This is a genomic window from Aeromonas bivalvium (assembly GCF_046078285.1).
Lineage (GTDB): Bacteria > Pseudomonadota > Gammaproteobacteria > Enterobacterales > Aeromonadaceae > Aeromonas > Aeromonas bivalvium.
In genome coordinates, this window is sequence record NZ_JBGXBV010000003.1 from 111,315 (window position 1) to 122,928 (window position 11,614).

12 protein-coding genes are annotated in these 11,614 nt (G+C 63.7%); 3 read left to right on the forward strand and 9 right to left on the reverse strand.

Annotated features, from left to right (window positions below; all coding sequences use genetic code 11):
• Window positions 1-21 precede the first annotated feature (21 nt).
• Together ACEUCR_RS09920 and ACEUCR_RS09925 are read right to left on the reverse strand one after the other, a co-directional pair.
• Window positions 22-921 (reverse strand): LysR family transcriptional regulator ArgP, encoded by a 900-nt coding sequence (locus ACEUCR_RS09920; RefSeq protein WP_408790109.1) that lies wholly within the window; start codon window positions 919-921, stop codon window positions 22-24.
• Between the two features lie 194 nt (window positions 922-1,115).
• Window positions 1,116-1,751, reverse strand: a complete 636-nt coding sequence (locus ACEUCR_RS09925; RefSeq protein ID WP_408789829.1) for an acyl-homoserine-lactone synthase — start codon at window positions 1,749-1,751, stop codon at window positions 1,116-1,118.
• A gap of 59 nt (window positions 1,752-1,810) precedes the next feature.
• Here ACEUCR_RS09925 and ACEUCR_RS09930 point away from each other — a divergent pair, with 59 nt between their 5' ends.
• Window positions 1,811-2,590, forward strand: a complete 780-nt coding sequence (locus ACEUCR_RS09930) for a LuxR family transcriptional regulator (RefSeq protein WP_042001080.1) — start codon at window positions 1,811-1,813, stop codon at window positions 2,588-2,590.
• 204 nt (window positions 2,591-2,794) lie between these two features.
• Window positions 2,795-3,412 carry an L-lysine exporter gene (lysE, locus tag ACEUCR_RS09935; RefSeq protein ID WP_042001077.1) on the forward strand — a complete coding sequence of 206 codons (618 nt, stop codon included), beginning with the start codon at window positions 2,795-2,797 and terminating at the stop codon, window positions 3,410-3,412.
• Window positions 3,413-3,472: 60 nt separating this feature from the next.
• Here the strand turns inward: lysE and ACEUCR_RS09940 are convergent, their stop codons facing one another.
• The 7 genes from ACEUCR_RS09940 to hslR all read right to left on the reverse strand — a co-directional run bounded on the left by ACEUCR_RS09940 (window position 3,473) and on the right by hslR (window position 10,545).
• Window positions 3,473-3,937, reverse strand: a complete 465-nt coding sequence (locus ACEUCR_RS09940) for an outer membrane lipoprotein (protein WP_408789832.1) — start codon at window positions 3,935-3,937, stop codon at window positions 3,473-3,475.
• Between the two features lie 160 nt (window positions 3,938-4,097).
• Window positions 4,098-4,538 carry a GNAT family N-acetyltransferase gene (locus ACEUCR_RS09945; RefSeq protein WP_408790112.1) on the reverse strand — a complete coding sequence of 147 codons (441 nt, stop codon included), beginning with the start codon at window positions 4,536-4,538 and terminating at the stop codon, window positions 4,098-4,100.
• A 181-nt stretch (window positions 4,539-4,719) separates the two neighbouring features.
• A complete protein-coding gene (locus ACEUCR_RS09950; protein ID WP_408789835.1) occupies window positions 4,720-6,522 on the reverse strand; it encodes an aminopeptidase P family protein in 1,803 nt (600 codons plus the stop codon).
• A gap of 35 nt (window positions 6,523-6,557) precedes the next feature.
• Window positions 6,558-7,223 (reverse strand): GntR family transcriptional regulator, encoded by a 666-nt coding sequence (locus tag ACEUCR_RS09955; RefSeq protein WP_111873960.1) that lies wholly within the window; start codon window positions 7,221-7,223, stop codon window positions 6,558-6,560.
• Between the two features lie 161 nt (window positions 7,224-7,384).
• Window positions 7,385-9,010, reverse strand: coding sequence for a phosphoenolpyruvate carboxykinase (ATP) (gene pckA, locus ACEUCR_RS09960; protein WP_111873961.1), 1,626 nt, complete (start codon window positions 9,008-9,010; stop codon window positions 7,385-7,387).
• A 148-nt stretch (window positions 9,011-9,158) separates the two neighbouring features.
• Window positions 9,159-10,043, reverse strand: a complete 885-nt coding sequence (gene hslO, locus ACEUCR_RS09965) for an Hsp33 family molecular chaperone HslO (RefSeq protein ID WP_042001062.1) — start codon at window positions 10,041-10,043, stop codon at window positions 9,159-9,161.
• Between the two features lie 103 nt (window positions 10,044-10,146).
• On the reverse strand, window positions 10,147-10,545 hold the full coding sequence (hslR, locus tag ACEUCR_RS09970; protein WP_111873963.1) for a ribosome-associated heat shock protein Hsp15: 399 nt from the start codon (window positions 10,543-10,545) through the stop codon (window positions 10,147-10,149).
• Window positions 10,546-10,731: 186 nt separating this feature from the next.
• Between hslR and exeC the strand changes: the two genes are divergently transcribed.
• On the forward strand, window positions 10,732-11,598 hold the full coding sequence (exeC, locus tag ACEUCR_RS09975) for a GspC family type II secretion system variant ExeC (protein ID WP_408747081.1): 867 nt from the start codon (window positions 10,732-10,734) through the stop codon (window positions 11,596-11,598).
• Window positions 11,599-11,614 lie beyond the last annotated feature (16 nt).

The following is an 11,614-nucleotide window of genomic DNA, read 5'->3' on the forward strand; positions in this document are numbered from 1 at the left end:
AAGCCAAGGTGAATGGCCCGCTCAGCGGGGTTGCAGTGCCCGGCGACCCTGCTCGATCAGGCGTTGGGATATCTGTTTGTGCAGTCCCCGCTCCAGCAGCCAGCGATGCCAGTAGAGGGTCTCTATCAGGTGTCTGTCCGGGCAGAGATCCCGCAGGCGCCCGTCCTCGAGCTGGGGTCTGATCTGCAATTCCGGGATCAGGCAGTAGGCGAGTCCCTGCTCCGCCATGGCGACGAAGGCCTCGGAGGAGTGCACCGTGTGGCAGGGGTAGCCGCCTGGCTCGAGGCCGAACTCGCGGTGCAGGAAGCGGATGTGCATGTCATCACGGGGATCGAATGCCACCCCGGGCGCCTTGGCCATGGCCTGGGGCGTCAGGCCATGGGGGAAGTGGCGGGCGATGAAGGCGGGGCTGGCGGCCAGCACATAGCACATGGTGCCCAGCTCATCGACGCGGCAGCCGGGCAGGGCCTGGGGGTGCAGGCTGACGGCGCCGAATGCCTGGCCCTCGCGTACCTTGTCCAGGGTGCGGCTCTCGTCATCCACCAGCAGATTGAGCTCTATGGGATGGCGCTCCAGCAGGGGCGCCAGGGCGGGCAGGAACCAGGTGGCCAGGCTGTCGGCGTTGACGGCTATGCTGATGCGGATCGGCGCCTGGGGTTCGCTGGGGGAGAGCTCGCCCGCCAGCTCCAGTTCCAGCTGGCGCACCTGACGGTAGTGGGCCAGCAGCTTCTGGCCGAGGGGGGTCGCCTGCAATGGCTGGCCCCGGATGAGCAGCGGCTCGGCAAACTGCTGCTCCAGCTGCTTGATGCGCTGGGAGATGGCGGACTGGGTGAGGTGCAGGCGCTGGGCGGCGCGCTCGAAGTTCTGCTCCTGCATCACGGCATCCAGGGCCAGCAGCAGCTTGTAGTCCAGGGCCTTCATCATATTTCCTTATGAACAATGCAACTCAAGCAGCGACTCTACTGCTGGTGCCGATCCGGCACAAGGGCGGCTCGACCAGGGGCGTCCGGGGGGCCGCGCCTGTCAGAAGTGGCAGTAGCCAGCCACTCGTTTAGTGGTGATACTCTTTTGAGTTCGTTCCTGCGTGGGGTGGGATCGGACATGGCATGAGTGTTTTATCCCGGGATCTTCCCGGGATTTTTTATGGTCGCAGCCCGGTATTCGCCGGTCAGGGGGCGCTGCACGGCGGCGGCGAAACGCTCGTCCAGCACGAAGCGGATCCCGACCCCGCGCACGGCCCCCAGATCCACCGCCTGACGATGGCCGAGCCGCTCGATGGGCAGGCCGAGGCGGCGAAAGATGCGCTCCACCGGCAGGCTGACCACGGCGACCATCTCGCGGATATGGTGTTCGCGGGCGAAGGCGTGAACCTCGCGAAAGATGACGCAGGTGAGCTCGCTCACCCCGTTGTCGAGTCGGGGAGCGCGCGCGGCGTCGATGGCGAGCCGGGTCAGCTCCCAGACATCCTGGCGACGGGGCGGCGACTCGCCGGCGAGGGCGGCGGGGAAGCAGGTGGGCAGCATGTAATCGGCGGCGCAGCTGAGCAGGCGGATGCAACCACACAGGCCGGCATCATCCTCGACCAGGATCCAGTGGGTGTCGGGGCCATCGAAATGGTCCCGCTCCAGCCCCTGGCTTGATTCCACATCCCACCGTAATCTTTCAAAGAAAATCCGGTTTCTGAATGAGTAAAGCGAATTTTCTATGTTTTTATCCCAATGTTTCCTCAGTTTTCCCTTGAAAATGCGCATACGGATCACTCCAGAGTCAGGAAGGGCGCTATAATTTCGGCCTCGGGAAGGGGATCAAGATGAAACAGACTCAGTTGCTCGAATACCTCGAACTGTTTACCACGGCCACGGACGGGGACCAATTGTCCAGGCTGATCGGGCGCTTCGCCGTCGCCATGGGATATGACTACTTTCGCTTCGCCCTGATCCTGCCAAGGTCGATGCAGCACCCCAAGGTGGTGCTGTTCAACCAGTGCCCCGACTCCTGGGTGCAGGCCTACACGGCGCAGCACATGCTGGCCCGGGACCCCATCATACAACTCGCCCGCCAGCAGACCCTGCCCATCTACTGGAACCGGCTCGACGAGAAGGCGCGCTTCCTGCAAGCGGGCAGCCTGGACGTGATGGGGCTGGCGGCGGAATTCGGCCTGCGCAACGGCGTCTCCTTCCCCCTGCACGGGCCGACCGGCGAGAGCGGCATCCTCTCCTTCATCACCCGGGAGCGGGCCTCCAGCGACCTGCTGCTGGAGTCTTCCCCCGTGCTCTCCTGGATGTCGACCTATATCTTCGATGCCGCCCTGCGCACCGTGCGGATTGGCGCGCGGGAGGGGGGGCAGGAGGTGCTGACGATGCGGGAGACCGAGTGTCTCTCCTGGGCCAGCGAGGGCAAGACCTCGAGCGAGATCGCCAGCATCCTCGGGATCACGGAACGCACCGTGAACTACCACCTCAACCAGGTGACCCGCAAGACAGACTCCATCAACCGTTACCAGGCCATCGCCAAAGGGGTGAGCAGCGGCATACTGCTGCCCAACCTGGAGGAGGTGGTGGTCACCAATTTCCCGCGCCAGCTGCAATGATTCCCTTCCCATAGGTCGATCTCCAGGCCCGTCGGGGCAGTGGCAGGAGGCGTTCTCCTGCCGTCATTGACTGCGCCAGAAGGCACTCTGCCACCCTTGCCCAGCGAAGTTATTAAATTTTAGAATCAACAAGAAAATTAATGAATTTCTCTTAATTTCTCGTTTTCTCCATACTGCCGCCATCTTCTGTGAGGGACTCGCACCATGATGGCGACCAGTTTACAAGGCTTTCTGTTGGGCCTTGCCATGATAATTCCAATCGGAGCCCAAAATGCCTTCGTGCTGAGCCGGGGCATCCACCGCAACCACCACCTGCTGACGGCGACCCTCTGCTGTTTCTGCGATCTCATCCTGATCGGGATAGGGGTGTTCGGGGGGGCCAGCCTGCTGGCGGCGAGCCCGCTGGGGCTGGCGCTGCTGACCTGGGGCGGCGTGCTGTTTCTCGGCTGGTTCGGAGCGCGCTCCCTGGGCAGTGCCTGGCGTGGTCAGGGGGCTGCCCTGGCGGACTCTCCCCAGCGAATGGGAGTCAAGAGCGTGCTGGCCATGACGCTCGGGGTGACCCTGCTCAACCCTCATGTCTATCTGGATACCCTGATGCTGCTGGGCTCCCTCGGCAGCCAGTTTGCCGAACCCCTGCGCCCCGCCTTTGCGGCGGGGGCCATGCTGGCCTCCCTGGTCTGGTTCTACGGTCTGGCGCTGGGGGCGGCGGCCCTCTCCCCCTGGTTGGCCCGGGGCCGGGTGCAGCGGGTGATCGACGCCCTGGTCGGCCTCATCATGCTCGGGTTGGCACTGCAACTGGCGAGGGGCGCCCTGGGGGCCTAGCGCGGCTGTGGTCAACAAAAAGCCCTCGCAGTGCGAGGGCTTTTTCGTGGGGTGCTGTTATCAGGGCACCACGGCGACGTTGATGCTGCCATTGCCCTGGGTCAGGCGAACCCTGGCGCCGGGCACGAAGGTGGGGCTGGCCTTTTGCACCACCACTATGGTGCTGCCATTGTCCTGCTTGATCTCCAGCTCGACGCCATCGACCTGATTGAGCTTGTCACCGGCGGCCTTGCCGGCGGCGGCCCCGGCGATGGCCCCCCCTGCGGCGGCCAGGCTGCGGCCCGTGCCGCCGCCAATGGTGCTGCCGAGCAGGCCACCGACCACGCCGCCCCCTATGGTGCCGAGGATGGAGTTCTCCTCCGCCTGGATCTTGACCGGACGGGTGGAGAGGATGGTGCCGTAGTTGACGGTCTGCACCTGCTTGGCCCTGTCTTTGGTGTAGACGTCGCCGGAATAGACGTCGCTGTTGGCGCAACCTGTGATGGCGGTGGCCAGCAGGAGGATGAGGGTCAGTCGTTGCAACATGATGGTTCTCCTGAACTTGACTACAAATTGGGCGTTCGGGGCCACTCTACCCCCCTCTTCGCCAGGATGGCACCCCAAAAGTGTAACCAAGTATGTGCCATGGCAGGGAGTCCATCAGGGGGCGGTGGGGATATTCGCCATCCGCGGCGCCTGGGCCCCGTCATGGTCTGTCGCGCGCTTCCTCCGCCTGGGGGGCGAGCGTATGTTCGAGCAGGCATCGCGCTTCCCCCGGGCCGAAATAGGCGGGATCCCGGGCCAGCTCGCGGTAACCGAGCCGCTGGTAGAGGCGCCGGGCCGGGTTGGCCGGATCCACCGTCAGGCGTACCCGGCGGCACCCTTGTGCCAGCAGGGCCTGTTCCAGGCGAGTGATGATGGTCGCGGCCAGACCGAGACCGCGGGCCTGGGGCAGCACGGCCAGGGAGAGCAGCCAGCCCTGGGTTCCCTCTTGTCCCACGCCGCCCAGGCCATAGCCGAGCAGCTGGCCATCGCGCTCGGCCACCAGCAGCAAGTCCGGCCACAGATCCATGGCCTGGCGAAAGAAGAAGTCGGGGTAGACGGCGTCACCGAAGACCTGGCGCTCTATCTGCCAGATGGCGTGCATGTCGGCCGGGCTGGCGACTCTAAGGATGGGGGTCACGGGATCTCCTCGGTGAATGGGCCGCCGATGGGCGGCACTCGGCCGGCAAGGGTAGCCCCTGCCCGGAGGGGATTCAAGGGAGCGGGCGCTCCCGATCGTCTCGCAACAAAACAGGGCCCGAAGGCCCTGTGGTAGTGGCATTGCCTCAGAGAAGGCGGGTGGCCTGCTCCAGCCAGGCGAGATCCTCGCCCTCCAGCAGCGGGCTCAGTCGACGATGGACCTCGGCATGGTACTCGTTGATCCAGCGAAACTCGGCCGGGCTCAGCAGGTCGCGATCGATGAGACGCGTATCGAACGGCACATAGGTCAGCCGCTCGAAGCCCAGCATGGCCAGTTCCCCCTGGCCGGGCAGTTCCACCACTATCTCCAGGTTCTCGCAGCGAATGCCGAACCCATCCTCCCGGTAGTAGCCCGGCTCGTTGGAGAGCACCATGCCCGGCATCAGGGGCACCAGGCTGCCTTTGGGAGAGATGCGCTGGGGACCCTCGTGCACACTCAGGAAGTGGCCGACCCCGTGGCCTGTGCCGTGGTCATAGTTGTAACCGGCCTGCCACAGGGGCATGCGGGCCAGCACGTCGAGCTGGATGCCCGAGGTGCCACGGGGGAAGCGGGCCTGATCCAGGGCGATGTGGCCCTGCAGCACCCGGGTGAACATGGCCTTGTGCTCGGCGCTCACCTCGCCCACCTTGACGGTGCGGGTGATGTCGGTGGTGCCATCCAGATACTGGCCGCCGGAGTCCACCAGATAGATGGCATCCTGGCCGAAGGGGCGCGGCACCCCGTTGGTGTGGCGATAGTGGCACATGGCGGCATTGGGGCCGAGCGCGGAGATGGTGTCGAAGCTCGGCTCGACATAGTGTTCCTGCTCGCGGCGGAAAGCCTCCAGCTGGTCGGCCAGGGTGCCCTCGTCCACCCCGTCGAATTCGCCGGCGGCGATCAGCCGATCCAGCCAGGCGAGGAAGCGGGTGACGGCGACGCCATCACGCAGGTGAGCGGCGCGCATGCCGGCCAGCTCCACGTCGTTCTTGCACGCCTTGGGCAGCATGGTGGGATCCTGGCCCGCCACCAGGATGGCGCCCGCCTCTTCCATGGTGAGCTGGGTCCAGGCATTGGCGCTGTTCGGGTCGGCCAGCACCCGTTGCTGATCGCTCCCTATGCGTCTGAGCAGGGCGCCCAGCTTGTCGATGGGGTAGACGGAGACATCCTGCCCCGCGTGCTGGCTGAAGGCGATGCAGTCCAGCTTGTCGGTATCGACGATGAAATCCATGCTGGCGTTGGCATAGAGTACGGCATACCCCAGCACCACCGGCAGCCGCTCCACGTCGCGACCTCTCAGGTTGAGCAGCCAGTTGATGGGTTCGGCCTGGGTCAGCAGCACCGCATCCAGCCCGCGTTTGCGCAGATCGCTCGCCAGCAGCTCGCGCTTGGTCTGGCTCGACTGACCCGCCAGCGCCTCGCTGTAGAGGATGACCGGATGCTTGCCGGGGGCGGGGCGATCGCTCCAGTGCAGGTCGATGGGGTTGTCGGTGACGGCGATGAGCTCGATGCCGTGCTCGCCGAGCTGGGCCTTGGCGTTCTGGTACCAGGTCAGGCTGTGCAGACGGGGATCGAAGCCGACCCGGGCGCCGGAGTCCAGCTGCTGTGCGAGCCAGTCGATGTGGGGATCATCGACCAGGTGCAGGAAGGAAAAGGTCTCTGCCGGGCTCTGCAATCTGGCCTGTACCGTGTAGCGGCCATCGACGAACAGGGCCGCCTGCTGGGGCAGTATGATGGCCAGGCCCGCCGAGCCATTGAACCCGGTCAGCCAGGCGAGGCGCTCGGCATGGGCCGGAATGTATTCTCCCAGATGTTCGTCATCATGGGGCACGATGAAGGCGTCCAGCTCCTGCTGGGCCAGGGTGGCCCTGACCTGGGCGACGCGGGCTGCAATGATCTCGAAATGGTTCATGTCGTAGTTGCCAGATGGTTGGTCGATGAGAGGGTTCAGCCGGGTTTGCCGCGGCTCAGCATGTGGCCGACGGAGTGACCGGCTGCCTGTATGTGCTGCTTGAGCAGGACGGCGGCCTCGTGTTTGCGCCTCGCCCGGCACAGGGCCAGCAGCTCGGCGTGTTCCCGCTCCGCCTTGTCTGCCCCGTTCTGGGCAAACAACAGCTCGAAGCGCACGTAGCGGTCGCAACTCAGGTTGATCTGGGCGATCAGCTCCATCGCCTGGGGGCGATTGGCGGCCTGGTAGAGGGTGGCATGGAAGCTGTGATTGAGCTCGGCCCAATGCTCGACCTGGGTACCCGATGCGAGCGCGGCATCGAACTGATCGAGAATGGCCTGGGCGTTGACGAAGGTCTCCTCCGTCATCAGATCGACGGCGTGGAACAGGGTATCGGCTTCCAGCAGGGCCCGCAAATAAAAGAGCTCGGCCACGGCGTCCGGATCCAGCCGGGTGACCACGGCGCCGCGATGGGGCTCGAACTTCACCAGCCCCTGGGCTTCCAGCTGCATCAAGGCCTCGCGCACCGGGATGCGGCTCACCGCCAGCTCCTTGGCGATGGCGTCCTGACGCAGGGGCGCCCCGGCGGGAAGGTCGCCCCGCAGGATCCTGGTCCTCAGGCTGTCCGCCACCATCTGGGTGCGGGTCTTGTAGGTCGGGCTCATGGTTGTATCTGGGGCAGGTTGCAAAATTGTATATTGTATAAAGTGTGGCTGAATCTAACGTGCGGGCGTGCCCATGGCAAGGCTGGCCGGGGGAATTGCCGGAGCGAGGCGAAAAAAAGACCGGCCAGCTGAGCTGGCCGGTCTGGTTATGGTTGGGGTCGTTACAGCTGAGGACCCGCGGCGACCAGGCGCTTGCCTTCGTCGTTGTCGGTGAAGCGCTCGAAGTTCTTGATGAAGCGCCCTGCCAGATCCACGGCCTTGGCATCCCACTCGGCCTTGTCGGCGTAAGTGTCACGAGGATCCAGGATGGCCGGGTTCACATCGTGCAGTGCGGTCGGCACTTCCAGATTGAAGATGGGCAGCATCTTGGTGTCGGCCTGCTCGATGGAGCCATCCAGGATGGCGTCTATGATGGCGCGAGTGTCCTTGATGGAGATGCGCTTGCCGGTGCCGTTCCAGCCGGTGTTGACCAGATAGGCCTCGGCGCCGGACGCTTCCATCCGCTTGACCAGTTCTTCACCGTACTTGGTCGGGTGCAGGCTGAGGAAGGCCGCGCCGAAGCAGGAGGAGAAGGTCGGGGTCGGCTCTGTGATGCCGCGTTCGGTGCCGGCCAGCTTGGCGGTGAAGCCGGACAGGAAGTGGTACTTGGTCTGCTCCTTGGTCAGCTTGGCGACCGGAGGCAGCACACCGAAGGCGTCGGCGGTCAGGAAGATCACCTTGGTGGCGTGACCCGCCTTGGAGACCGGCTTGACGATGTTGTCGATGTGATAGATGGGGTAGGAGACCCGGGTGTTCTCGGTCTTGGAGCCATCATCGAAGTCGATGGTACCGTCGGCCGCCACGGTCACGTTCTCCAGCAGCGCATCGCGGCGGATGGCGTTGTAGATGTCCGGCTCGGCTTCCCTGGAGAGCTTGATGGTCTTGGCGTAGCAGCCCCCTTCGAAGTTGAACACGCCGTCGTCGTCCCAGCCGTGCTCGTCATCGCCGATGAGCTGGCGTTTGGGATCGGTGGAGAGGGTGGTCTTGCCGGTGCCGGACAGGCCGAAGAAGATGGCCACGTCCCCATCCTGACCCACGTTGGCGGAGCAGTGCATGGAAGCGATGCCGCGCAGGGGCAGGAAGTAGTTCATCATGGAGAACATGCCCTTCTTCATCTCGCCACCGTACCAGGTGCCGCCGATGAGCTGGATCTTCTCGGTCAGGTTGAAGGCGACGAAGTTCTCTGAGTTGAGACCCTGGGCCTGCCAGTTCGGGTTGGTGCACTTGGCACCGTTCATCACCACGAAGTCCGGTTTGAAGCTCTTGAGCTCTTCCTCGCTCGGGCGGATGAACATGTTCTTGACGAAGTGTGCCTGCCAGGCCACCTCGGTGATGACGCGCACCGCCAGGCGGGTGTCCGGGTTGGCACCGCAGTAGCCGTCGATGACGAACAGGCGCTTGCCGGAGAGCTGCTGGGTGACCAGCGCCTTCAGATCTGCCCATACCTCTGGGGTGATCGCCTTGTTATCGTTCTTGCCCTGGTCTGACCACCACACAGTATCCTGGGTAGTGCCATCCTTGACGATATATTTATCTTTCGGGGAGCGACCGGTAAAGATGCCGGTGTTGACATTGACGGCGCCAAGTTCTGTCACCACCCCGCGCTCGAAACCTTCGAGGTCGGGGCGAGTCTCTTCTACGAACAGTTGCTCATAGGAGGGGTTACGCAGGATTTCCACGGCATCATGGATACCGTATTGCTCCAGTTGTAATCCTTGGGCCAGGGTGGGTTCTGCCACGATTGTCATTGTATTCTCCTGGGTTCAGAGGTGTGTAGGGTTCTATCTGGCATCAAATCTACCACCTAGGTGGTAGAATTTAGCGACCTTCATCAAACTTTATAAAGTAGGGTATTTTTTTGTTATTTAAGTTAAAGGCGGGTTTCCCCGCCTTTATTTAGTGTAACTGGTTTGCATCATTACCGGGAGCCCCGCTGAACAGGGTTTCGACATCGATCGCATCAAAAGGATAGTGAGCCCCGCAGTAGTCGCAGTGCATCTCTATCTTGCCCTGCTCCTGCAGCATATCGAGCACCTCTTCCTTCTCTATCTGCAGCAGGGCACCCTCGCAGCGCTCCCGGGAGCAGGTGCAGCGGAAGGCGACGGCCTGGGGATCGAACACCCGCACCTTGTCCTGGTGGTAGAGGCGGTAGAGGATCTCCTCGGCCTCCAGACCAAACAGCTCCTCGTCCTTGATGGTGGCGGTGAGCTGGGTCAGGTGTTCGAAGTCGGCACTGTGATCCTCGCTCTGGGCCGGCAGCTCCTGCAGCAGGATGCCGGCGGCACGGGGGGCGCCGTCCAGGTGGCCGGTGCGGATCCAGAGCTTGGTGGCCAGCTGTTCGGACTGGGCGAAGTACTGCTCCAGGCAGCCGGCCAGGGTGTCGGCCTCCAGGGCGATGATGCCCTGATAGCGCTCACCCTGTTCCGGGGTGATGGTGATCACCAGCTGGCCGTTGCCGATCAGGCTCTGCAGCTTGCCGTCCGTCGGCAGTTCTCCCTCATGGCGGGCCACGCCGCGCAGCTGCTGGTTGTGGTCGCCGTTGATGACGGCCAGGCGCACCGGGCCGTCCCCCTGCAACTGCACCGTGATGGAGCCTTCGAACTTGAGGGTGGCGGTCAGCAGGCTGGTGGCGACCAGCAGCTCCCCCAGCAGGTGCTGTACCTGAACCGGGTAGCTCTGCGCCTCGACCACATGGCGGTAGGTGCTATCCAGCTGGACCAGCTCACCCCGCACTTCGTACTCTTCAAACAGATAGCGATACAGCAGATCTTGGTGACTCATCTCATCTTCCTTCGGGGTGGTAATGGCTTGGACGCCCGGCGCTTAGTGGCCGGGGGTGAACTTTCTTGGGTCCCTGTCGTCATACAAGGGTCATGGGGCTGGCTCAGGATTGCTTGACCCGGATCAGCTGGCGGCGTTCCTGCTTGTCGGGGCGGCGCTCCGGGCTCGGGGCAAACTGGCTGTTGAAGCGGCGCGCCTCGGCATTCTCGGCCCGGCGTTTGAGGCTCTCGGCCGTCTCCTCATACATCAGCTGGGCCAGGGGGGCCGATTTTCGCTGTTCGCACAGGGTCAGCACCCGCACTTCCCGTTCGTCCTGACCCTGCCAGAAGCGGATCAGGGCACCGACCTCGACCGCCTTGCCCGGCTTGCTGCGCTGACCGTTGTAGTGCACCTTGCCGCCGTCGATCTGATCCCGTGCCAGACTGCGACTCTTGTAGAAGCGGGCGGCCCAGAGCCACTTGTCCAGACGCAGGGAGGATTCGGGCGAAACGGCTTTGCTCATGACGGGCTCCGACGATGTGACATGGACGCCGATTATACCAGAGCCGGGGCCCAGGATTGAATCTGGGCTGGCTTGCAGTGACGGTGCGAGCATTTTTGGCCATATTGCGCATGCGGTCAGTTGTCTCCCGGGCCATTGCCGTACACAATAGCTGACCGATTTGGATAGAAAATTATTTTGAGAAACATGACGCTACCGTTCAAGGATGACTTGCTGTCTACCTTGCTTGCCCTGGGCAAGCGGCTGCCCCTTGCCCGTCTCAGCCAGTGGCTGTTCTGGGGCCTGCTGTTGCTGCTGGCGCACCAGAGTGCCGGACTGACCTGGCGCTTGCTGACTCTGGCGAGTCCTGAGCAGCCCGTCCCCTGGCAACCCGGCGTCCAGATGACCGAGGGTGGGCGCCAGGGCACGGATCTGGTGCCCCTGACTCGCCTCTCCCTGTTTGGCCGCGCCGAGCTCCCCAAGGCCCAGACCCAGGTGGCTGCCGATGCCCCCAAGACCCAGCTCAACGCCCAGCTCAACGGGGTGCTGGCCAGCTCCAATCCCGCCAAGTCCATTGCCATCATCGCCCATGGTGGCAGCCAGAATTCCTACGGTATCGGTGACTATATAGATGGCACCCAGGCCCAGCTGCGGCAGGTGTTCGCCGATCGCGTCATCATAGCGCGCAACGGGCGCGACGAGACCCTGATGCTGGACGGCGAGGAGTATGGCAAGCCGGTTCCGGCCCAGGAGAAGCCGGGGGCCAGGCTCGATGAGGTGCGGGGCGCGCTGATGAGCAACCCCGGCAAGCTGACCGATTACCTCAATATTTCCCCGGTGCGGGTCGATGGCCGCATGACGGGTTATCGCCTCAATCCGGGCCGGGATCCGGAACTTTTCAACCAACTCGGCCTGGTCGCCAATGACCTGGCGGTCAGCATCAATGGTCTGGATCTGCGGGATAACGCCCAGGCCATGCAGGCCATGCAACAGGTGGCGAGCGCCACCGAGATGACAGTGACGGTCGAACGGCAGGGACAGCTGTATGACGTCTATGTCGGCTTGTCAGAATAATGAATTGGAGTAGCAC